The following is a 20,607-nucleotide window of genomic DNA, read 5'->3' on the forward strand; positions in this document are numbered from 1 at the left end:
ATGCGCGGGGGGACTGCGCATTCTTTGCCGTTCGGGGGAACAATGACCAGCACTCAGCGCCACACACCATCGATGTTCGCGAGAGCGATGAGCATGATGGGCATCGCGGTGCTGGCGGGCGCCCTGTTCAGCGTGGGCGGAGTCAGTTCGCCGGCGCTCGCCGCACCGTTCGATCAGTGCGAGAGCGCCTTCAACGTCGGCGGCGAAGGGGCGAACTGCCAGGTGACGGTGGAGAACTTCCTCAACCTCGACACCGGTGCCGAGAGCTCAACCGTCACGACGCTCGTCTGCAGCGGCGCCGCCAACACGGTGACCACGTGCGCCGGCGAGCCGACCGTGCAGAGCTTCGACACACTCACGGAACGGGTGGAGCAGTGCAACTACAGCGGCGAGGGCGGCGGCGGCACGCTGCACTGCAGCGTCGAGATGATCAACACCATCACGGGCGAGGGCACGACGAGTGCACCCACGGTGAATCAGTGCAACAACTCGTTCGATTCACTGCCGCTACCGGCAGGTTCCGCTTGCGATCCCGCGCAAGCGACGACCGATGCCACCATCACGCAGTGCAACGACAGCATGAACGGCGGCACGCAGGTCAGCATGAACTGCACGGTCGGAACGTCGACGACGAGCTCGGCCCTCCCTGTGACGGTCAACCAGTGCAACAACAGCGTGAACGGCGGCGGCGCCCTCCTGGTGTGCTCGACGCAGATCACGACTCTCGTGCTGCCCGCGGACACCGACGATGAGGTCGCCGACGAGGGCACCGGCGACGACACCGTTGCCGACGACGCTGACGTCCTCGCCGAGACCGGCCCAACCGCCGTGCACGCAGCCCTCGGCGGCCTCGCTCTCGCACTCGTGCTCGCCGGCGTCGGCCTCCTCCGTGCGCGCCGGCCTGTGCAGGCACGCAGGGAGTAGCGCTAGCGTTCGGTGCAGGGAAGGTCGTTCATGACCGGAATCGCACTGCAGCTGCTGGGGTCGTTCGACGTGAGGACGGCGGACGGCGCGTCGGTTGCGAGCACTGCAGGCACACAGCGCCTCGTCGCCCTGCTCGCGCTGCGGTCGCGCATCATCTCGCGCGCCGCGATCGCGGGTGCTCTCTGGCCGGATGCGTCGAGTTCGCTCGGCGCCGTGCGGCTGCGCGCCGCCCTCGCCCGGATCGACCCCGTCACCCGCACGGTGCTGCTCGTGAGCGCGGGCGGTGTCGGCCTGGACCCGCGGTGCACCGTGGACTATCGCGCTGCTCGCGTGCTCGCCGACCACGTTCTCGACACTGCAGCCGAGCCGACGACCGCGACCGCCGGCGAGACGCGATCGACGATCGCCGTTCTCTGCCTGCAGCTGCTGCCCGACTTCTACGACGACTGGGCGCTCGAGGAGGCGGAGGAGTGGCGCCTCATGCGGGCCGAGACCCTCGAGTCGCTCGTCGCCTCGCTCTCGCGAGACGCGCGGCCGTACCTGGCCATGCACGCCGCCCAGTCGGCGATCCGCATCGAGCCGCTGCGCGAGACCGCGCACGTCGCTCTCGTGCGCCTCCACATCGCCGCTGGCAACCACGGTGAGGCGCTCCGTGCCTTCACACGGTTCAGTGCGACTCTCGCCGATGCCGTCGATGTGAGCCCGAGCGACGCCTTCCGCGAACTCATCGACGCGCTCCCCGGAGCGACCGCTCGCGCCGCGGTGACCGCCGACTCGGGAATGAACGCGCCACCCGATACGCTCGACTACTTGTGACTGACAACTCTCGTGGCAAAGCGCCAACCACGTCCCCCTCGGTCACGGCCTCCACCTCGGCAGCCGTGGCAGCACCCTCCGACCCCCGCGTCGCGCGTCGTGCGCGCTGGGCTTCTCTCGTCGGAACCTCCCTCGAGTCGTACGACTTCTACATCTACGCGTACTTCGCCGCGTTCTTCGTCGGGCCGCTGTTCTTCGACCCGCTCGGCGGGTTCGGCGGCACGCTCGCGGCGTTCCTCTCCATCGCGCTGGCCTTCGTCATCCGCCCGGTCGGCGCGATCCTCTTCGGCCACCTCGGCGACCGGCTCGGGCGCCGCACGACGCTCATCGTCACCGTCACCCTCATGGGCGTGGCCACGGGCCTCATCGGCGTCCTGCCGACCTTCGAGCAGGCTGGCTGGTTCGGCGCAGTTCTCCTCGTGCTGCTGCGCCTCCTGCAGGGCATCTCGCTCGGCGGCGAGTGGGGCGGCGCGGTGCTCATCGCGACCGAGCACGAGTCGCGCACGAAGCGCGCCTTCGCGGCCGCCATGCCGCAGCTGGGCTCGCCGATCGGCTCGATCCTCTCCGCCACCGCCTTCATCTGGCTGACCCTCGCCCTCACCAACGAGCAGATAAGCGAGTGGGCCTGGCGCCTGCCGTTCCTCACGGCGATCCCGCTGCTGCTCGTCTCGCTGTACCTGCGCATCACCGTCACCGAGACGCCCGTGTTCCGGGCGGTCGCGGCGACCGAGCGCCGACCGCGCGTGCCGATTGCAGCCCTCCTGCGCGCGCAGCCGGTCTCGATCATCGTCGCCGTGGGCGTCGCGTTGCTCGGCATCGGCTCGTACTCGCTCATGAACACGTACACGATCAACTACGGAGTGGCGCAGCTCGGCTTCGAGTACTACGAGCTGCTCATCGCCACGACGATCGGCGGGCTGCTGCAGCTCGTGACGATTCCGCTGTTCGGGGCGTGGGCGACGCGCATCGGCTCCGGCACGGTCGTCGCCTGGGGCGCCCTCGGCACCCTCCTCGTCGCCTTCCCGCTGTACTACTTCCTGCAGTTCGCCGACTTCGGCGTGCTCGTGGCGATGATGATCATCGGCGGCATCCTGCCGACCATGAGCTGGGCGGCGCTCGGCGGCATCTACACGGAGATGTTCGACGAGCGGTACCGCTACTCGGCGCTCGGCTTCGCCTACTCGATCGCGGCCGTGATCTCGGGCTTCGTGCCCGCCCTCACGCTCACGATCGGCGAGGTCACCGGCAACGCCTGGTGGCACCCGGGCATCGTGCTTGCGGCGATGTCGCTCATCACGCTCGTGAGCGCGCTCATCGCGGTGCGCATCCGCGTCGACAAGGACGAGGACGAGCCTGCGACGCCTCTCGCAGCGAACGCAGCCGAGGCGAGCCCGGCGGCCGCGGTGCGCGACTAGCGCTGGCGGGGCATCCGTCTACGGCGAGTCGGGGTCGAGCACGACCCCGGCCTCGCCGTTCTGCACGGCCCAGCTGAACCACATCTCGAAGTAGAACGGCACGAGGCGGCCCTCGGCGTCGCGCACCTCGAGGGACCCGTCCCTGACGCGCAGTGTCACGACCTCGCCCGCCACCTCGGCTTCGAGGGCACCGACCTCCCGCAGAGCGAGCCAGGGCACCGCGACGCGAGTCTCACCGATGACGAACGCGGCCATGATGAGCTTCGCGGGGTACCGCTCGTCGACGGTCGAGGGGGCGAAGAGGAAGCGCTCGCTCTCGTCGTAGTCGCCGTACGGGTTGCGCTCGTAGTCGCGCACGAACCCGGTGCTCGCACTCATCACGAGCGCGTCGGGGTGCGCCTCGCGCGCCTCCCCCAGGGTGAGCAGCTGGAAAGGATGCAGGGCGAGCTCCGCGCCCACGAACTCGCCCGCGAGCGAACGGCCGGTGCTCTGCTGCCACAGACCCTCCGTCTCGCGGTCGAACATGATCATGTTGCTGTCGATGAGGCCGCCGCTGACCCCGAAGGTCGAGACACGACCGTCGGGGAGCGTGCGGTCGAACACGATCGCGCTGCCGCACAGCGGGCAGAAGGTGACCGCGACGGGAACCCCGTCGACCGTGTCGTTGACGATCTCGTGCCACACGAGGATGTTGTAGGGGTACACGCGCGCCGGGTTCGCCCCATCGTCGAGCACGATGGCCTGCACGCCGTCGCCCCACGACACCTCGTCGAGCGGCACCATCGCCGGGTCGTCGATCGCGGGAATGCCGTCGCGGGGCGGCCCTCCCGCTACGGCCTCCGCGATCACGGGGTCGGCCGACTGCCAGTCGATGCCGGGGAACTGGCTCGCCAGGAAGGTGGGCGGCCCGGCCGGCGCGCTGTCGTCGAGGCGGATGGGCGGGGGCGCATCCACCCCGGTATCGACCTGGTCGAGGATGCCCTGCTCGAGCACGACCGCGCCCAGAATGCCCCGCTCGACGAGCCAGGCCTCAACGTCCTTGATCACCCCCGTGGCGATGAGAGCTCCGATGACGATGAGCAGGCCGCCGAGAGCCCTCCGGAAGACGCCGTGCGGGTTGACCGCCCACCGCATCCTGCGCGTCACCGACTGCCCGCCGAGCGCGATGAGCAGCATCACCGCGCTCAGGCCGACGGTGTACGCGACGAGGTTGGCCACGCCGACCCCGAAGCTCGTGGGCAGCACGGCGGCGAGGATGAGGCCGTAGGTGGGGCTGCAGCTCGTGAAGATGGGGCCGAGCGACAACCCCAGAAGCAGCGGGCGCGTCACCCCCGTGCGCTGGGCCGACGAGTCGACGAGCTCGCCACTGGCACGCTGCAGTCCGGTGCGCACGGAGATGCGCTCCCACACCGCGGGGAAGGCGAGGGTCACGCCGATGAACAGCACGAGTGCGCCCGAGACGATGAGCCAGACATCGTTCGGCACCCCCAGCAGTGCGCTCGCCCCCCGGATCAGCAGGGTGAAGGCCACGACGGAGACGGCGAGGCTCCCGATGATGAGGTACACGCTGCGGCGGCCCGATTCGGCCGCCGACCCCGCGAGGATCACGGGCAGGAGCGGCAGCACGCACGGCGACAGCACGGTCAGAACTCCGGCGAGGAGCGACAGCGGCAGCAGTTCCATGGCGGCGCTCAGACCTCGACGATCGTGCTGAGCAGCTCCTCGAGCGACCGCGACAGCTCCCAGCGCGCGATGCCGGCGCCCGTGCGATCCACCTGCACCAGGGTGTGCTGATAGGTGACGCCGTACTGCTGCTTGAGGTCGGTCGAGTCGTCGTAGTCGACGAGGAGGATGAGGACGTCGTCGGGGATGCTCTCCGGCTGCGCCGCGATGTCGTCGCGCAGCACCTTGCAGGTGGAGCACCACACGGCGCTGAAGAACAGCACGACGGTGTCGTCGGGCCCGGCCGCGGCGAGCGCCTCCTCGCTGTAGGGCTGGTAGCGCTCGGAGAACCCGTCGGAGGCCGCGGCGGAGTCGGTCGCCGCCACGCGAGGCTCGTCGCCGGGAAGGAGGATGACGACGGCCAGCGCCGCCGCTACGATCACCGCGACGATGCCGATGATGAACCGTGTCACGTCATGAACCTCCGCGCTCGCACCCGATGTCTGGTCAGGGTAGGCAGGAAAGCTCCCGAGGGACTGCGCGCTGGCACACAGAACGTGCGCGATCCCTCAGGTCTCGACGGTGGTGGTCACGTGCACGGCGCCGGTGAGCGTGCGATGCACGGGGCACTTGTCGGCGATGACGCGCAGCGACTCGATCTGCTCGGCGCTGAGGTCGCCCGTCATCGTGATCTCGCGCACCACGTGATCGAGCATGCCCGTGCGCGTCTCGCACTCGGAGCAGTCCTGCGCGTGCAGGCGCTCATGGCGCAGGGTCACCGTCACTCCCTCGAGGGGAATGCCCTTGCGGTCGGCGTACATGCGCATCGTCATCGACGTGCACGCGCCGAGACCGGCGAGGAGGAGGTCGTAGGGCGAGGGCCCGAGGTCATTGCCGATCGGTGCGGGCTCGTCGGCGGTCCACCGGTGCGATCCCGCCACGACAGTCTGCGTGAACGGGCCCTCCGCGGTGCTCGATACGCTCACCGAGCCGGGCGGGGCGACAGCGGTCGCGTCGTCGGACTGGGGTCGAGCATCCAGGGCGTATCGCGCGGCCCAGGCCGCGATGATCGACGCCGCGAACGTCGAATCGCGCGCCGCGGTCAGCAGGTGGTCGGCGCCGTCGATCGCCATGAACGACTTCGGGTGGCGCGCCGCCTCGAAGATCTCGCGGGCGTTGTCGACGCCGACGATCTCGTCGATCGGCGAGTGCAGCACGAGCAAGGCGCGGTGGAGGCCGGCGATGCGGTCGTGCTGCGGCTGGGCCGCGAGGTCGTCGAGCAGCTGACGGCGGATGCGGAAGGTGCGACCAGCGAGCTGCACATCGGCCTCGCCCTCGGTCGTGATCCTCTCCCGCGCCGCATCGAAGAGGGCCGTCACGTGGGAGGGGTCGCTCGGGGCGCCGATCGTCGCGACCGCGCGCACGCTCGGCACGCGCTCGGCGGCAGCGATCACGGCCGCGCCCCCGAGGGAGTGGCCGATGAGCAGGGTAGGCGCGCGATGCTCGCGCTGCAAGTACTCGACGTGCCTCACGAAGAATGCCCGCGAGTGGGTTCCCGTGCCTCAGATAAGAATGCCCGCGAATGGCGGGCATTATCCGAGGTATGGGAAGCAGGTTGTCGATGGCTGCGCGAGCAGAGATCACGGTGAAGTACGCCCGGGCGTATGCGAAGGCGTCGAAGAAGGACAAGGGCCGGCTGCTGGACGAGGTGGTCGCGGTCACCGGCTGGTCGCGGGATAACGCCCGTCGCAGGCTCGCGAAAGCCGCTCGACCCCGCCCTCGCACGGTGAGCAAGGCGCGGAAGCCTCGGGCTCGGAAGTACTCCTATGACGCGACGAAGACGCTGCAAAGGGTGTGGGCGTTCGCGGGATTCGAGTGCGGGAAGTACCTGGCCGCGGCGATGCCGGTCCTGCTGGACGCGTTGGAACGCCACGGCGAGCTCAGAGCCGGCCAGGCCCGCTACTCGCCCGAGGTGCGGGCCGAGCTGGAGGCGATGAGCCCGGCGACGATCGACCGCTACCTCGCCCCCGCGAGAGCGAAAGACCCACTCCGGGGCATCTCGACGACGAAGCCGTCGCCGCTGCTGCGCTCCTCGATCCAGGTCCGCAAAGCCGGCGACGAGGTCGAACAGTCCCCGGGGTTCTTCGAGGGCGACACCGTCGCGCACTGCGGTCCGACGCTGAAGGGCGAGTTCTGCCGGACGGTGAACCTCACCGACATGCGCACCGGGTGGGTGACGACCCGTTCCACCCGCAACAACGCGCACCTGAACGTGCTGGCCGCCCTCCAGCACGCCACCTCACAGGTTCCGTTCGAAGTCACCGGGCTCGACTTCGACAACGGCGGCGAGTTCATCAACCACGACGTCATCGGCTGGGCCGCCGAGCGGAAGATCTTCTTCACCCGCTCCCGCCCGTACAACAAGAACGACCAGGCCACCATCGAGTCCAAGAACAACCACCTCGTGCGCCGTTACGCGTTCTACTGGCGCTACGACACCCCGGAAGAACTGACCCTCCTGAACCAGCTCTGGCCGCTCGTGAACGACCGGCTGAACTTCTTCACCCCGACCAAGAAACCCACCGACTGGTCGACCGACGCCGCCGGACGCCGCAAGCGTCTCTACGACGCCCCGAAGACCCCGTTCGACCGTCTCCTGGCCGCCGGAGTCCTCTCCCCAGACCAAGCAGCCCAACTGCGCGACCGGCGCGACCGGATCAACCCCGCCGAACTCGCCCGCCGCATCCAATCCCTCCAAGACCGACTCACCGGCCTTGCCCGCGACCGCACCCTCGCACTCCAAGCCGAAGCCGCCACGCCTCTGCCCGACACCACCCGCGGCATCAAACTACGCCCCGCGAGCTGACCCCCGGCTTCGCGGGCATACTTAACTGGGGCACGGGAACCATTTCGCGGGCATTCCTACATGAGGCACCTCGGTACTCGGCCGCCGCCACGAGGTCGTCGACGTTGGAGGAGAAGTTCGTGTTCGAGAAGTCGCCATCGGAGTCGCCGAGACCCGTGAAATCGAAGCGCAGCACCGCGATGCCGCCACCGGTGAGGGCGCGCGAGATGCGGGATGCCGCCGTCGAGTCCTTCGAGCACGTGAAGCAGTGCGCGAACACGGCGTACCCGCGCGGCTCGCCCTGCGGCATCTCGAGTCGCGCGGCGAGGGCCTCCCCCGTCGATCCGGGGAACTCAATCCTGGGCAACGTGCACCTCCCTCTGCCGCAGAGCCGCGGCGATCTCACCCACGCTGGGCAGCCCCGCGAGGCGGCCCTCGCTCACATAGACACGGCACGCGACGTCGGCCGTGGCTCCCTCCGAGGGGAACAGGTCGTGGCCGTCGACGAGGATCGTCGGCGACCCCGCGAACTGCGGTAGGTCACGCACGCTGGTCTCCGTCACGAGCCGGTAGTCGACCTCGCCGCCACTGGCCCCCACCAGCGTCAGCGCCTCCGTCACCCGCTCACCGGCCTCGCGCCAGTTCGGACACTCGTCGATGTGCAGGATCAGTGTTTCCATGAGCGCAGTCTGCCAGTCGCAGGCGAGGCGGTTGTGTGCCCCAGCATCCAGTGTGCTCCAGCGTGCAGACCGCGCGATCTGAGGCTCCCTACGGTGAGCAGGTCGCGACAGCCGCGACACTCGAAGGGAGACCACGATGGTCACCACCACTCGCACGTCCTACATCGCTCCGGTCACGGCGGGAGTCGCGCGACGCGCCGTTGCCGGCCTCGTCGGCGGCATGGTTGGCGGCGTCGTCTTCGGAGTGCTCATGGGCATCATGGGCATGTTCACGATGATCGCCGCGATGCTCGGCTCCGACTCGATTCTCGTCGGCCTCGGCGTTCACCTCATGATGTCCGTCGTCATCGGGCTCGTGCTCACAGTTCCGTTCGGCACCGTCCTCCTCACGAGCGTGCCGCGCGGGCTCGTCACCGGCCTGGCCTACGGCCTGCTCTGGTGGATCATGGGGCCGCTCGTGGTTATGCCGCTTATGCTCGGCATGCCTATCTTCACCATCGATCAGGCAGCGGTCTTCAGTCTCATGGGTCACGTCGTGTACGGCGCTATCCTCGGCGTCGTGGCCGCCGCGATCATCAGGAGGGGCAATGCCCGATAGCTGGAAGTCAGGCTTCGACGCGATCGTCGCGCGCGAGCGGGCGAGCGCGCGAGGAAGACCGGATACCGCGGGCTCCCTCGACAGTGACGCGCTCACGCACACCTTCAGCTGTCTGAGCGACGTGGACCTGTTCGCCGACCTAAGCACGCAGGAGGCCGCGGAGCTCGACCGCATGGCGCCGGCCCAGCGCGTCCTGCGCGGCGAGCTCGTCTTCAGCCAGAGTCAGCCTTCGTCATCGCTGTTCATCCTCAAGTCGGGCCGCATTCGCGTGTTCCGCGTGACGGAGGACGGCAAGGCGATGACGATGGGCATTCTGGAGCCCGGCGCGGTCTTCGGCGAAATGGTGCTCGTCGGGCAGCGCATGCACGACAACTACGCGGAAGCCATCGAGGATTCGCAGATCTGCCGACTCGAGGTGCGCGATGTCGAGCGGTTCCTGCTCAGTGACCCCCGGATCGCGGTGCGCATCGCCCGGCTCCTCGGCGAACAGGTGGCCCGCCTTGAGGAACGACTAACCGACCTCGCCCATCGCCCGTTGCCCGCGCGCATCGCGCGCACCATCGCGACACTGGCCGACGGCAGCTCGTCACGGTCGTTCCCCGGTCAGCGCGGCATCCGCATCACCCACGAGCAGCTGGCGGGTCTCGTCGGGGCAACCCGCGAGTCCACGAGCAAGGTCATGGCTGAGCTCGCCGCCCAGCGCATCATCCGCCAGGCTCGCGGCCGCGTCCTGGTCGTCGACCGCGACGCCCTGGCCGCGCTCTCCCGCCGAATCGGGTAGGCAAGGACTCAGTCGCCCGGCTGGCGGTACTCGGGGTTCGCGTCGAAGCCCCAGCGCTCGCCCTCTGCCCACTGCTCGCGCACGTTGCCGTAGGCGGGGATGCCGCCGGCGTCCTTCAGCCGACGAGCCGTGTGGAGCAGGTTCCACGTCATGAACGTCATGTTGCGGTTCGTGAAGTCGTTCGCGGGCCCACCCGAGCCCTCGTCGAGGTAGCTCGGGCCGGGCCCGACCTCGCCGATCCACCCGGCGTCGGCGGCGGGCGGGATCGTGCAACCGATGTGCTGCAGGGCGTACAGCGTGGACATGGCGGAGTGCTTGACGCCGTCCTCGTTGCCCGTGACGAGCATCCCCGCCGTCTTGCCGTAGTAGACGTACTGGCCGCTCTCGTTCGTCATGCCGCTCATCGCATACAGGCGCTCGATGAGCACGCGCAGCTGCGACGACACCTCGCCGAGCCAGATCGGTGTGCCCACGACGAGGATGTCGGCCTCGCGCACGCGCGGCCACAGCTCGACCCACTCGTCCGCCTCCCAGCCGTGCTCGCGCATGTCGGGGTACACGCCCGGCGGCACGGTGTGATCCACGAGCCGCAGGCTGTCGACGCTCACGCCCTGGCTGCGCATGAGCGCGATGCTGCGATCCATGAGGCCCTGCGTGTGGCTGAGCTCGGGACTGCGCTTGAGGGTGCAGTTGACGTAGACGGCGCGGAGGTCGCCGTAGTCAGCGGGCGGGGACGGGACGGCCGAGGGCTGCGGGGAGTCGGGCATGCCTCGACGGTAGCCCCCAGCGCATCCCGTTACCATGGAGTCACAACCCACACTCAGGCACCCTTACCTCTGACACGGTGCCGCCTATAGCGAGACGAGACCTTTTCGATGAGCCCTGCATCCCTCCCCGACAAGCCCGCCCTCGAAGGTCTCGAAGCGAAGTGGGGTGAAGTCTGGGAGCAGCAGGGCATCTACCGTTTCGATCGGGATGCCGCGCTCGCGGCCGGCAAGGCCCAGGTCTACGCGATCGACACCCCGCCGCCGACCGCCTCGGGCTCGCTGCACATCGGCCACGTCTTCAGCTACACCCACATGGATCTCGCCGCCCGCTACCAGCGCATGCGCGGCCAGCACCTGTTCTACCCGATGGGCTGGGACGACAACGGCCTGCCGACCGAGCGCCGCGTGCAGAACTACTACGGCGTGCGCTGCGACCCCACGCTCCCCTACGACGCCAACTTCACGCCGCCGTTCGAGGGCGGAGACAACAAGGCCTCCAAGGCCGCCGACCAGGTGCCCATCAGCCGCCGCAACTTCATCGAGCTGTGCGAGCGCCTCACCGTCGAGGACGAGAAGCAGTTCGAAGACCTGTGGCGCACCCTCGGCCTCAGCGTCGACTGGGACCAGACGTACCGCACGATCGGCGATGACGCGCAGCGCGCGGCCCAGCGCGCCTTCCTGCGGAACCTGGCGCGCGGCGAGGCGTATCGCGCTGACGCGCCGACCCTCTGGGATGTGACGTTCCGCACCGCCGTCGCGCAGGCCGAGCTGGAGGACAAGGACATGCCCGGGGCGTACCACCGGGTGTCGTTCCACACGGCGAACTCTGAGACAGGCGACGGCGGCACCATCGAGATCGAGACCACGCGCCCCGAGCTGATTCCCGCCTGCGTGGCCCTGGTCGCGCATCCCGATGATGAGCGCTACCAGCCGTACTTCGGTACGACCGTGACGACGCCCCTCTTCGGCGTGGAGGTGCCCGTCGTCGCGCACCGCCTCGCGCAGCAGGACAAGGGCTCGGGCATCGCCATGGTGTGCACGTTCGGCGACGTCACCGACGTCGTGTGGTGGCGCGAGCTCGACCTGCCGCTGCGGCCCATCCTCGGAAAGGACGGCCGCATTCTGGCCGAGCCCCCGCAGGGCATCGAGGGGGCGGCGGCCGAGACCTACGCCGAGCTCGCGGGCAAGACCGTCTTCAGCGCCAAGGCGCGCATCGTCGAGCTGCTCACCGAGAGCGGTGACCTGCACGGTGAGCCGCGCCCGATCACTCACCCGGTGAAGTTCTTCGAGAAGGGCGACAAGCCGCTCGAGATCGTCACCACCCGCCAGTGGTACATCGCCAACGGCGCCCGCGACGAGCAGCTCGCCGAGCGCCTGCTCGAGCGGGGGCGCGAGGTCGCGTTCCACCCCGACCACATGCGCGTGCGCTACGAGAACTGGGTCGGCGGGCTCTCGGGCGACTGGCTCATCTCGCGCCAGCGCTTCTTCGGCGTGCCGATTCCCGTCTGGTACCGCCTCGACGCCGACGGCGAGCAGACCGGCGACCCCATCGTGCCGAGCGAAGACCAGCTGCCCGTCGACCCCTCCTCGATGCCCGCACCCGGCTTCGACGAGGCGCAGCGCGGCCAGCCGAACGGCTTCATCGGCGAGGTCGACATCATGGACACCTGGGCGACCTCGAGCCTCACGCCGCAGATCGCCGGCAAGTGGGAGGACGACCCCGAGCTGTTCGACCTGGTCTTCCCCTACGACCTGCGCAGCCAGGGGCAGGACATCATTCGCACCTGGCTGTTCTCGACCGTGCTGCGTGCCGAGCTCGAGCACGGCACCGTGCCGTGGAAGCACGCGGGCATCTCGGGCTTCATCGTCGACCCCGACCGCAAGAAGATGTCGAAGTCGAAGGGCAACGTCGTGACCCCGGCCGCGATGCTCGACGACCACGGCAGCGACGCCGTGCGCTACTGGGCGGCCTCCTCGCGCCTGGGTACCGACGCGGCCTTCGACCCGCAGAACCCCAAGCAGATGAAGATCGGCCGCCGCCTGGCCATCAAGGTGCTGAACGCCGCCAAGTTCGTGCACTCCTTCGAAGCGCCCGCTGGCGTGGACAGCATCGACGCTCTCGGCGCGAGCGCGATCACCGAGCCGCTCGACCGCGACCTGCTCGCCTCGCTCGCCGAGGTCGTGCGCGTCGCGACGAAGGCGCTCGACGAGTACGACCACGCTCGAGCGCTCGACGTGGCCGAGCAGTTCTTCTGGACCTTCACCGATGACTACCTCGAGCTCGTCAAGGAGCGCGCCTACGGTGCGCAGGGTGCCGAGGGCCAGGCGAGCGCCGTCGCCGCGCTGCACCTGGCCATGGACGTCTTCGTGCGGCTCTTCGCGCCCGTGCTGCCGTTCGCGACGGAGGAGGTCTGGAGCTGGACGCACGACGGCAGCGTGCACGTCGCCGCCTGGCCGACTGCCGACGAGGTGAGCAGCGAGAGCCCGACCGGGCTGCTGCCGCTCGTCTCCGAGGCGCTCATCGGCATCCGTCGGGCCAAGACCGACGCGAAGGTGTCGCAGAAGACCCCGGTGAGCCACGCGACCCTCTCGGCGCCCATGCTGCTTGCCGAGGCGGCGGGCGACCTCAAGGCCGTCGGCCGCATCGACGTGCTGGACATCATGGAGGGCGACTCGATCGAGATCACCGCGATCGAGCTCGGCGAGGCACCCGAGCGCGCCTGAGTGCGCCCCGGCGAGCCTCCGCTAGGCTCGCGCCCCATGACTCGCGACGACCAGAAGATCTCCCTCATCGGCTCGGTATCGCTCGGCACGGGCGTCATGATCGGAGCGGGCATCTTCGCCCTGGTCGGGCAGGTGGCCGAGGTCTCGGGCGAGGTCTTCCCGTGGGTGTTCCTGGCCGCGGCCGTCGTCGTGGGACTCAGCTCGCACGCCTACGCGCGATACTCCGCCGTGAACCCGACCTCCGGCGGCATCGCGATGCTGCTGCGCGCCGCCTACGGCAACGGCGTCATCGCGGGGGCGTTCTCGCTCTTCATGTACGTGTCGATGGTCGTGGCGGAGAGCCTCATCGCCCGCACCTTCGGCACGTACCTGCTGCAGCCGTTCGGCCTGCAGGACTCGGCGATTCTCGTGCCCCTGCTCGGCGTGGTGCTCATCGCGGCGACCGCGATCGCCAACATCGTCGGCAACCGGTTCGTCGAGCGCTCCGCCACCGCGACCGCCGTCATCAAGATCGTCGGCATCGCGACCCTCGCGATCGCCGGGATCATCGGCACCGTCGTGGCGTCGGGCGGTGGCGCGGCGAGCGGCGGTGAGCCGAGCGGCGGCGAGGGAGACGGCGGGTCGTCGGGCGACCCCGGCCTGCTCGGCATCGTCGCGGGCGTGGCACTGTGCGTGCTCGCCTACAAGGGCTTCACGACCATCACCAACCACGGCGCCGAGCTGCGTGACGCGAAGAAGAACCTGCCCCGCTCGATCGTGCTCGCCATCGCGATCTGCGCGGGCCTCTACGCGCTCATCACCGTCGCCGTCGCCGCGAACCTCACCGTGCCCGAGATCGTCGAGGCGCGCGACTTCGCGCTCGCGCGCGCGGCCGACCCGCTGTTCGGGCAGGCCGGCGTCGCGCTCACCGTCGGCATCGCCGTGATCGCGACCGCCTCGGCGCTGCTCGCCAACCTCTTCTCGGTCTCACGGCTCTTCGCCATGCTGCAGGACATGGGCCAGGTGCCCCGCGGCAGCCGGTGGAAGGAGCAGCAGCCGCTGCTCATCACCGCGAGCCTCGCGATCGTCGTGACGGTGCTCTTCGACCTCGGGCAGATCGCCTCCCTCGGCGTGTTCCTGTACCTGACGATGGACATCGCCGTGCAGTGGGGGGTTCTGCGGCGTCTGCGGGGCGACACGGGGGCGCACGCCTGGCCCCTCGTGGCGACGATCGTGCTCGACGGCCTCATCCTCGGCGCCTTCACGATCGTGACGATCGGGCGCGACCCTCTCACCCTGCTCGTCGCGAGCGTCATCGGCGCCGCGCTCTTCCTCAGTCAGTGGCTCGTCGTGCGACACGCTCGCGCCGAGTAGCCTGCGAGGATGAGCGAGAGCAGCATCACCATTCGACAGGCCAGCCCCGGCGACGCGGAGCGCTGGCGCGAGCTGTTCGCGGCGTACGGAGTGTTCTACGAGACCGACTTCGACGGCGCCGTGCTCGACGGCGTGTGGACGTGGATACTCGACCCCGAGCATCCGGTCACAGCGTTCGTCGCCGAGGTCGACGGGGCGATCGTCGGCTTCGCGCACGTGCGCATGCAGCCCGACACGTTCCTCGCCGGGCCCGGCTGGTTCCTCGACGACCTCTTCGCCGACCCTGCCCATCGCGGATCGGGCGTGGGCACCGCGCTGCTCGAGGCGGTCGCCGACCACGCCGCAGCGAACGGGGGCGGAACGCTGCGCTGGATTACCGCCGCCGACAACGAGCGCGCGCAGCGGGTCTACGACCGTCTCGCGACGCGCACGACGTGGGTCACCTACGAGCGGGAGACGAGCGGGTAGCATCGGGGGCGCCACCGCGACCCACCCGCACGCGAACCCCTGCTGGCGAGCTCCTGCTCGGCAGCACCTGCTAGGAGGCCTGAGCCATGCAGCTCGGAACCCGCTGGTCGGTCGGTGCCGAACCGTCCGCACGCCTGAACCCTGACGTTCGCGCCGCCGTGCGCGCCGTGGAGGGCGAACTCTTCGGTCGAGACACGAGCCTGTGGCGCTGGACCCTCACGTGGTTGGAGGGGCGACCCGTCGTCGAGCTCGACGATGGAACGGTCATCCGCCAGTCCCACGACGGCGTCGTCGAGATCACGGACGGCGTCACGCCCCGCTGAGGCATCCGCCGCGACTGTCGCGCTTCCGTCTGTTCCGCTACTGCGCTGCGCCGTAGCGGAACGGTGCCGCCGCCTGCTGGCGCATCGATTCGGTGCGGATGCTGCGCGCCTGCTCCTCGTGGCTGCGACGCCGCACGGGCCTGCGGCTCCACGCGACGAGCGCGAGCCCGGTGGAGAGCACGAGCCGGCGCAGCATGGGCAGACGGCGAGCACGGGGCGCGCAGCAGTCCGCGGCGGTGAGGGTCATGGTGGTCATCGTGCTGTCTCTTCCTCGGTGTCGTCAGATTCGGTGATCTCGTGCCCATCGAGCACGGGAAACGCGAAGTACTGCAGTTGGACGGGTCGAGAACCGACGACCCGTTGGCCGCGGTGCTCGCGGGCGAACTCGGTGATGAGCGCGACGATCTGCTCATTGAGCTCGCCGAGCTGCTCGGCGGTCACGTGAACGCTGGCCGACTGGAGGTTGGTGGCGTCGCGCCAGCGCGGGGGCAGCTCGGTCATGCCGCGCTCGACGATGTCGCGCACGCCGGCCTCGCGGTGATGCAGCCACTCGCGCATGATGACGCGGCTGGCCTGACGACCGGCCTCGCTCTCGTCGAGCTCGGGGCTGCCCATCTGGATGGCGCCGGGCACGCGCTCCCACCAGCGCTCGCGCGCGGTGCCGCGGTCGGCGACCTCGCGCACGTAGTGGTGCTTCTCGAGCTGGCGCAAGTGGTAGCTCGTCGACCCGCTCGACTCGCCGAGGCGCTCGGCGAGCCCGCTCGCGGTGTGCGCGCCGTACGTCGAGAGGGCTTCGATGATCTGCACCCGCAGAGGGTGCGCGAGCGCCTTGAGCCCGTCGAGGTCGGCGATGCGATCCTCGGGGTGCGGTGCGCTGGGGGTCATGAGAACGACTGTACCAATGCAAAGACTTCTTTGCAAGCACTTCTTTGCAATGCTCTCTTTGCAAGCGTTTCTTTGCAGTCGCCCTGCGTCGCGCATCGTGCGCCTGCGGCCCCGGATGCCCGGCTCTAGGCTGGCCGCATGACCAACCCGTTCTTCGCCCCCAGCACGCTCCCCTACCAGTTGCCGCCCTTCGCCGAGATCGAGGAGACGCACTACGCCGAGGCGATCGAGGCCGGCATGGCCGAGCAGCTGCGCGAGGTCGCGGCGATCACCGCGCAGCCGGAGGCGCCGACGTTCGACAACACGATGATGCCGCTCGAGTCGAGCGGGCAGCTGCTCATGCGCGTGCTGCGCGTCTTCTACAACCAGTCGAGCGCCGACTCGAGCGACGCGACCAACGCGCTCGAGGAGGAGTTCGCGCCCCGCCTCTCCGCGCATGAGGACGCCCTGACCCTCGACACCGCGCTCTACGCGCGCATCGCGACGCTGCACGAGCAGCGGAACGACCTGGGGCTGAGCGACGAGCAGCGCTATCTCATCGAGCGCCACCACACGCGCATGACGCTCGCCGGGGCCGGCCTCGACGATGAGCAGAAGGCGCGCCTCGGCACGCTCAACGCGCGACTCTCGACCCTGACCACACAGTTCGAGAAGAACCTGCTCGCCGACACCAACGCGCTCGCGGTGCACGTCGCCACGCGCGAGGAGCTCGACGGCCTCAGCGAGGGAGAGATCTCGGCGGCGGCGGCTGCGGCGCGCGACCGCGGGCTCGAGTCTGGTTACCTCATCACGCTCGTGCTGCCGACCGGGCATCCGTACCTGTCGTCCCTCACGAATCGCGACGTGCGCGACCGGATCATGCAGGCCTCGCGGGCTCGCGGCACCCGTGGCGGCGCCCACGACAACCGCGCGGTGCTGCTCGAGATCGTGCGACTCCGCGCGCAGCGGGCGCGCCTGCTCGGCTTCGACAGCCACGCCGCCTTCGTCGCCGCCGACCAGACCGCCAAGACCCCCGAGAACATCGCCGCCATGCTCTCCACGCTGGCTCCCGCCGCGGCCCGCAACGCGCGCGCCGAGCAGGCCAAGCTCGAGGCCCTCGCGGGCCGCCCAATCGAGGCGCACGACTGGCCCTACTGGAGCGAGAAGGTGCGCGCCGCCGAGTTCGACGTCGACACCGCGGCGCTGCGCCCGTACTTCGAGGCCGAGCGGGTGCTGCAGCGCGGGGTCTTCGCGGCCGCGACCGCCGTGTACGGCATCACGTTCACCGAGCGGGACGACCTCGTCGGCTACCACCCCGACGTACGGATCTTCGAGGTGCGCAACGAGGACGGCACCGAGCTCGGCCTCTACCTGCTCGACCTCTACACGCGCGACTCGAAGCGCGGCGGCGCGTGGATGAACGAGCTCATCGGGCAGAACGAGCTGCTCGACCACCCGACGATCGTCGTCAACAACCTCAACGTGCCCCAGCCCGCCGCAGGCGAGCCCACCCTGCTGACCTTCGACGAGGTCAGCACGTTCTTCCACGAGTTCGGGCACGCCCTGCACGGCCTCTTCGCGCACGTCACCTACCCGCACTTCACGGGCACGAGCGTCTACCGCGACTTCGTGGAGTTCCCCAGCCAGGTCAACGAGATGTGGATGCTCTGGCCTGAGATCGTGAACGATTACGCCGTGCACCACATCACGGGCGAGCCGATCCCCGCCGAGACCCTGGACCGCATCAGGGCGAGCGAGACGTGGGGCGAGGGCTTCGCGACCTCCGAGTACCTGGCGGCGACCCTGCTCGACCAGGCCTGGCACCGGCTGAGCCCCGAGGAGGCGGAGTCCGTCACCGACGTCGCCGCCTTCGAAGCGGATGCTCTCGCGCGGGTCGGCCTCGACAACCCCGCCGTGCCCACGCGATACTCGTCGACCTACTTCGCCCACACCTTCTCGGGCGGCTACGACGCCGGCTACTACAGCTACATCTGGAGCGAGGTGCTCGACGCCGACACGGTCGAGTGGTTCCGCGAGAACGGCGGGCTCACGCGGGCGAACGGTGATCGGTTCCGGCAGCACATCCTCGGCATCGGCGGCATGCGCGACCCGCTCGAGGCGTACCGCGAGTTCCGCGGGCGCGACGCGGTCATCGAGCCGTTGCTGACGCGGCGCGGGCTCACCGAGTAGGGGCGCCGCCGCAGCACATGCCGCGCCCTCAGAACCAGATGCTGAGGTGCGGGGAGCGCGTCGTGCGGAAGAGCGCGTCGAGGCGGGCCGCCGAGCCGGGGCGCTCCTCGACGAGCCGCGCGGCTGCGCGTAGCGACTCGACGGGCGCGCCGCCCAGCAGGAGGGTGCCGAGCACGTCGACGCCGAGGCGCACCACCGCCGCCTCGGGTGCAGGGTCGGCGTCGGCAGGAGTCACCGTGGCGGTTCCGTCGGGGCTCGTGGTGAGCATCCAGTCGCCGTGCGCGAAGCCTTGTCGGTCGTCGACACGCAGCAGCACCGTTTCGGCGTGCGCGTAGCGGCGGGCGGTCAGGCTCGCCGGCACGTCGAGGATGCGCAGCCAGAGGTGCTCGCTGCGCGCCGACGTGCGCACAGCGCGGGGGTTGGAGACCATCCACGGCACGGGCTCGTCCACCGGCCGCAGCGACGCCCGCACCGTCGCCACGAGGTCGAGCTCGAGCACGAAGCGCCACAGGGCCGCGTGCGCGTCGTCGCTCGCGGCACACAGGTAGTCGAGGGTGAGAGTGTGCGCCGTGAAGTCGTCGGGGTCGGCCGCGAGGGAGTAGAGCGCGAAACCCTGCGGGGTGCCCTGCTCGTCGTCGTACCGCACCGCGCGGAGCTTGCTGGCGCGCGTGCTGCCCGCCGTGAGGCCGAGCATGCGCTGCCAGTAGTGCTCCCATCCGGGCACCTCGCCGGTATGGCGGCGGTGCGCGCGCTGCGCGAGCTGCGGGGCGAGCGCGCGCAGGCTCGCGGGGGCCACCTGGTGGACGCGGCCGCTCGGGCGCGGGCCCGTCCACTGCAGGGCGCGCGTGTCGACGCTGTAGTCGGCCGCCCAGGTGGCCGGCCCGAAGCCCCAGCGGCCGTAGATGGTCGCCTCGGAGACGGTGAGCATCGCGAGCGGAAGACCGGCGCTCGCGGCGGCCCGCAGCTCGCCCTCGAGCAGAGCGCGCGCGATGCCACGGCGGCGATGCGTGGGCGCGACCGTCACGGCGCTGATCGCCCAGCCCTCGATGCTCGCACCCTCGCTCACGGCGCCCAGGCTCACGGTCGACCGCCAGGAGCCCACCGTGGCCACGGGTGTCGCCGGGTCGGCGCTCGAGGGGTCCCACACGCCGATGCTGCGCGCGAAGGCGAGGCCCGCCCGATGCTCGGCGAGCTGCTCCTCCGTGAGCGTCTCGGCGTGGAAGCCCCGCTGATCGGCCTGCAGCCAGGCGTCGACCTGCGCCGCGTCCTCCCCGTCGACGAGCGCGTAGCGCAGACCCTCAGCGGCGAGCGCCTCGCGCGACCGCTCGTCGAGGGGCAGCGCGCTGTGCCGCGCCGTCACGAGTCGTCGCCTGCGAGGCCCCGACGCAGGGCATCGAGCGCGACCGCCTCGGGGTCGCTCCCCTGCTGGGCCGCGCGCGAGCGCACCGCCTCCGCAAGGTCGGCCGGCACGTGGCGACGCAGGGGCGCCGCGACGCCCTCCGTCTCCTGAGCAGCGGGCGTCGCCGGCCCCGCGCCGTCCCGCAGGAAGAGCGCGAGCACGGGCACGACGACCGTGCCGAGCACGTCGAGGATCGCGATGACGCCGAACACGCGCCAGTACACGTCGGCGGCGTCCTCGCCGGGAATACCGCCGTCGGTCAGGATCGGCAGGATGAGCATGACCGCGACGACGGCGATCGCCACGAGCGTGGCCGCGAGCCCCCAGCGGATGGCGGCCCGGCGGCGCCCCGCGAGCAGCAGGAACAGGTTCGCGTGCGCGAAGCTGACGGCGAGGATGCCGGCAGCGGCGAAGACCTTGAACCAGACCTCCAGATCGGAGTCGGCCCAGTCGCGCCAGATGAGCACGAGGCCCGACACGAGGGCGACACCGCTCGCGAGCAGTCCGCTCACGCCGACGATGCGCATCGCCCGGTCGGCGATCGCGAGGTGGCACAGCGCCGTGATCGAGAACGCGCCGAAGAGCACCGTCGTGAGCAGGATCTTGCCCTGGGTCTCGCCGAAGTCGCCACCCAGGAGCGCGATGATGCCGACAACTGCCGCACCCGAGAACGAGACGATGATGCCAAAGATGGCTCCCCTGCGGGCACCGCTCACGAGCGGGTCGCGGGCGTGCTTGGCGGTCTCGGTCGACACGGTGGCTCCTTCGTGCAGTAGCGGATGCCCGGCTCGCGGGCGA

At 70.0% G+C, this 20,607-nt stretch carries 21 protein-coding genes; 11 read left to right on the forward strand and 10 right to left on the reverse strand.

The window, feature by feature from the left end; translation table 11 throughout:
* Nucleotides 1-72: 72 nt before the first annotated feature.
* The 3 genes from IE160_RS08285 (at nt 73) to IE160_RS08295 (ending at nt 3,155) form a co-directional block, all read left to right on the forward strand.
* Entirely contained in the window at nt 73-924 is an 852-nt protein-coding gene (locus IE160_RS08285; protein ID WP_191150772.1) for a hypothetical protein, read from the forward strand.
* 30 nt (nt 925-954) lie between these two features.
* Entirely contained in the window at nt 955-1,740 is a 786-nt protein-coding gene (locus IE160_RS08290) for an AfsR/SARP family transcriptional regulator (RefSeq protein ID WP_191150773.1), read from the forward strand.
* Between the two features lie 65 nt (nt 1,741-1,805).
* Complete coding sequence (locus IE160_RS08295; protein ID WP_191150774.1) at nt 1,806-3,155, forward strand: MFS transporter; 1,350 nt, start codon at nt 1,806-1,808, stop codon at nt 3,153-3,155.
* A gap of 18 nt (nt 3,156-3,173) precedes the next feature.
* Here IE160_RS08295 and IE160_RS08300 read toward each other — a convergent pair whose 3' ends face one another.
* The 3 genes from IE160_RS08300 to IE160_RS08310 all read right to left on the reverse strand — a co-directional run bounded on the left by IE160_RS08300 (nt 3,174) and on the right by IE160_RS08310 (nt 6,349).
* Entirely contained in the window at nt 3,174-4,838 is a 1,665-nt protein-coding gene (locus IE160_RS08300; protein WP_191150775.1) for a DUF3179 domain-containing (seleno)protein, read from the reverse strand.
* Nucleotides 4,839-4,846: 8 nt separating this feature from the next.
* Nucleotides 4,847-5,290: a thioredoxin family protein gene (locus IE160_RS08305; RefSeq protein WP_191150776.1), complete on the reverse strand. Its 444-nt coding sequence runs from the start codon at nt 5,288-5,290 to the stop codon at nt 4,847-4,849.
* 96 nt (nt 5,291-5,386) lie between these two features.
* On the reverse strand, nt 5,387-6,349 hold the full coding sequence (locus tag IE160_RS08310) for a bifunctional alpha/beta hydrolase/OsmC family protein (RefSeq protein ID WP_191150777.1): 963 nt from the start codon (nt 6,347-6,349) through the stop codon (nt 5,387-5,389).
* An 89-nt stretch (nt 6,350-6,438) separates the two neighbouring features.
* Here IE160_RS08310 and IE160_RS08315 point away from each other — a divergent pair, with 89 nt between their 5' ends.
* Complete coding sequence (locus IE160_RS08315) at nt 6,439-7,683, forward strand: integrase catalytic domain-containing protein (RefSeq protein WP_191150778.1); 1,245 nt, start codon at nt 6,439-6,441, stop codon at nt 7,681-7,683.
* Here IE160_RS08315 and IE160_RS08320 read toward each other — a convergent pair.
* Together IE160_RS08320 and IE160_RS08325 are read right to left on the reverse strand one after the other, a co-directional pair.
* On the reverse strand, nt 7,661-8,029 hold the full coding sequence (locus tag IE160_RS08320; RefSeq protein ID WP_224744417.1) for an alpha/beta hydrolase: 369 nt from the start codon (nt 8,027-8,029) through the stop codon (nt 7,661-7,663). The two genes, IE160_RS08315 and IE160_RS08320, sit on opposite strands and share 23 nt — an antisense overlap.
* Nucleotides 8,016-8,342 carry a thioredoxin family protein gene (locus IE160_RS08325; RefSeq protein WP_191150779.1) on the reverse strand — a complete coding sequence of 109 codons (327 nt, stop codon included), beginning with the start codon at nt 8,340-8,342 and terminating at the stop codon, nt 8,016-8,018. Before IE160_RS08325 ends, IE160_RS08320 begins: the two co-directional genes overlap by 14 nt.
* Nucleotides 8,343-8,478: 136 nt before the next feature.
* Between IE160_RS08325 and IE160_RS08330 the strand changes: the two genes are divergently transcribed.
* Together IE160_RS08330 and IE160_RS08335 are read left to right on the forward strand one after the other, a co-directional pair.
* Nucleotides 8,479-8,940: a hypothetical protein gene (locus IE160_RS08330; protein WP_224744418.1), complete on the forward strand. Its 462-nt coding sequence runs from the start codon at nt 8,479-8,481 to the stop codon at nt 8,938-8,940.
* Complete coding sequence (locus tag IE160_RS08335) at nt 8,930-9,721, forward strand: Crp/Fnr family transcriptional regulator (protein WP_191150780.1); 792 nt, start codon at nt 8,930-8,932, stop codon at nt 9,719-9,721. Before IE160_RS08330 ends, IE160_RS08335 begins: the two co-directional genes overlap by 11 nt.
* A gap of 8 nt (nt 9,722-9,729) precedes the next feature.
* On the opposite strand, the gene IE160_RS08340 is transcribed toward IE160_RS08335, so the two are convergent.
* Nucleotides 9,730-10,488: a flavodoxin family protein gene (locus IE160_RS08340; protein ID WP_191150781.1), complete on the reverse strand. Its 759-nt coding sequence runs from the start codon at nt 10,486-10,488 to the stop codon at nt 9,730-9,732.
* 108 nt (nt 10,489-10,596) lie between these two features.
* On the opposite strand from IE160_RS08340, the gene valS reads away from it, so the two are divergent.
* The 4 genes from valS to IE160_RS08360 all read left to right on the forward strand — a co-directional run bounded on the left by valS (nt 10,597) and on the right by IE160_RS08360 (nt 15,356).
* On the forward strand, nt 10,597-13,212 hold the full coding sequence (gene valS / locus IE160_RS08345; RefSeq protein ID WP_191150782.1) for a valine--tRNA ligase: 2,616 nt from the start codon (nt 10,597-10,599) through the stop codon (nt 13,210-13,212).
* Between the two features lie 36 nt (nt 13,213-13,248).
* A complete protein-coding gene (locus IE160_RS08350; RefSeq protein ID WP_191150783.1) occupies nt 13,249-14,565 on the forward strand; it encodes an APC family permease in 1,317 nt (438 codons plus the stop codon).
* Nucleotides 14,566-14,574: 9 nt separating this feature from the next.
* On the forward strand, nt 14,575-15,033 hold the full coding sequence (locus IE160_RS08355) for a GNAT family N-acetyltransferase (protein WP_191150784.1): 459 nt from the start codon (nt 14,575-14,577) through the stop codon (nt 15,031-15,033).
* A gap of 86 nt (nt 15,034-15,119) precedes the next feature.
* Entirely contained in the window at nt 15,120-15,356 is a 237-nt protein-coding gene (locus IE160_RS08360; protein ID WP_191150785.1) for a hypothetical protein, read from the forward strand.
* Between the two features lie 37 nt (nt 15,357-15,393).
* On the opposite strand, the gene IE160_RS08365 is transcribed toward IE160_RS08360, so the two are convergent.
* Both IE160_RS08365 and IE160_RS08370 read right to left on the reverse strand, forming a co-directional pair.
* Complete coding sequence (locus tag IE160_RS08365; protein ID WP_179872186.1) at nt 15,394-15,612, reverse strand: hypothetical protein; 219 nt, start codon at nt 15,610-15,612, stop codon at nt 15,394-15,396.
* Nucleotides 15,609-16,241: an ArsR/SmtB family transcription factor gene (locus IE160_RS08370; RefSeq protein ID WP_191150786.1), complete on the reverse strand. Its 633-nt coding sequence runs from the start codon at nt 16,239-16,241 to the stop codon at nt 15,609-15,611. Before IE160_RS08370 ends, IE160_RS08365 begins: the two co-directional genes overlap by 4 nt.
* A gap of 138 nt (nt 16,242-16,379) precedes the next feature.
* Here IE160_RS08370 and IE160_RS08375 point away from each other — a divergent pair, with 138 nt between their 5' ends.
* Nucleotides 16,380-18,410, forward strand: a complete 2,031-nt coding sequence (locus tag IE160_RS08375) for a M3 family metallopeptidase (protein ID WP_191150787.1) — start codon at nt 16,380-16,382, stop codon at nt 18,408-18,410.
* 28 nt (nt 18,411-18,438) lie between these two features.
* Here the strand turns inward: IE160_RS08375 and IE160_RS08380 are convergent, their stop codons facing one another.
* Together IE160_RS08380 and IE160_RS08385 are read right to left on the reverse strand one after the other, a co-directional pair.
* The gene (locus IE160_RS08380) at nt 18,439-19,770 is read right to left on the reverse strand and encodes a GNAT family N-acetyltransferase (protein WP_191150788.1); all 1,332 of its coding nucleotides are present in this window, start codon (nt 19,768-19,770) and stop codon (nt 18,439-18,441) included.
* Nucleotides 19,767-20,564, reverse strand: coding sequence for a hypothetical protein (locus tag IE160_RS08385; RefSeq protein ID WP_191150789.1), 798 nt, complete (start codon nt 20,562-20,564; stop codon nt 19,767-19,769). The genes IE160_RS08380 and IE160_RS08385 overlap by 4 nt, the downstream gene beginning before the upstream one ends.
* Nucleotides 20,565-20,607 lie beyond the last annotated feature (43 nt).

Source organism: Chryseoglobus sp. 28M-23 (assembly GCF_014789785.1).
Taxonomy (GTDB): Bacteria; Actinomycetota; Actinomycetes; order Actinomycetales; family Microbacteriaceae; genus Microcella; species Microcella indica.

Excerpts from the sequence above, each read along its gene's own strand:
- IE160_RS08285 (WP_191150772.1), top strand. The coding sequence starts at position 73 with ATGTTCGCGAGAGCGATGAGCATGATGGGCATCGCGGTGCTGGCGGGC.
- IE160_RS08290 (WP_191150773.1), top strand. The coding sequence starts at position 955 with ATGACCGGAATCGCACTGCAGCTGCTGGGGTCGTTCGACGTGAGGACG.
- IE160_RS08300 (WP_191150775.1), bottom strand. The coding sequence starts at position 4,838 with ATGGAACTGCTGCCGCTGTCGCTCCTCGCCGGAGTTCTGACCGTGCTG.
- IE160_RS08315 (WP_191150778.1), top strand. The coding sequence starts at position 6,439 with ATGGCTGCGCGAGCAGAGATCACGGTGAAGTACGCCCGGGCGTATGCG.
- IE160_RS08325 (WP_191150779.1), bottom strand. The coding sequence starts at position 8,342 with ATGGAAACACTGATCCTGCACATCGACGAGTGTCCGAACTGGCGCGAG.
- IE160_RS08330 (WP_224744418.1), top strand. The coding sequence starts at position 8,479 with ATGGTCACCACCACTCGCACGTCCTACATCGCTCCGGTCACGGCGGGA.
- IE160_RS08335 (WP_191150780.1), top strand. The coding sequence starts at position 8,930 with ATGCCCGATAGCTGGAAGTCAGGCTTCGACGCGATCGTCGCGCGCGAG.
- IE160_RS08340 (WP_191150781.1), bottom strand. The coding sequence starts at position 10,488 with ATGCCCGACTCCCCGCAGCCCTCGGCCGTCCCGTCCCCGCCCGCTGAC.
- valS (WP_191150782.1), top strand. The coding sequence starts at position 10,597 with ATGAGCCCTGCATCCCTCCCCGACAAGCCCGCCCTCGAAGGTCTCGAA.
- IE160_RS08350 (WP_191150783.1), top strand. The coding sequence starts at position 13,249 with ATGACTCGCGACGACCAGAAGATCTCCCTCATCGGCTCGGTATCGCTC.
- IE160_RS08355 (WP_191150784.1), top strand. The coding sequence starts at position 14,575 with ATGAGCGAGAGCAGCATCACCATTCGACAGGCCAGCCCCGGCGACGCG.
- IE160_RS08360 (WP_191150785.1), top strand. The coding sequence starts at position 15,120 with ATGCAGCTCGGAACCCGCTGGTCGGTCGGTGCCGAACCGTCCGCACGC.
- IE160_RS08365 (WP_179872186.1), bottom strand. The coding sequence starts at position 15,612 with ATGACCACCATGACCCTCACCGCCGCGGACTGCTGCGCGCCCCGTGCT.
- IE160_RS08370 (WP_191150786.1), bottom strand. The coding sequence starts at position 16,241 with ATGACCCCCAGCGCACCGCACCCCGAGGATCGCATCGCCGACCTCGAC.
- IE160_RS08375 (WP_191150787.1), top strand. The coding sequence starts at position 16,380 with ATGACCAACCCGTTCTTCGCCCCCAGCACGCTCCCCTACCAGTTGCCG.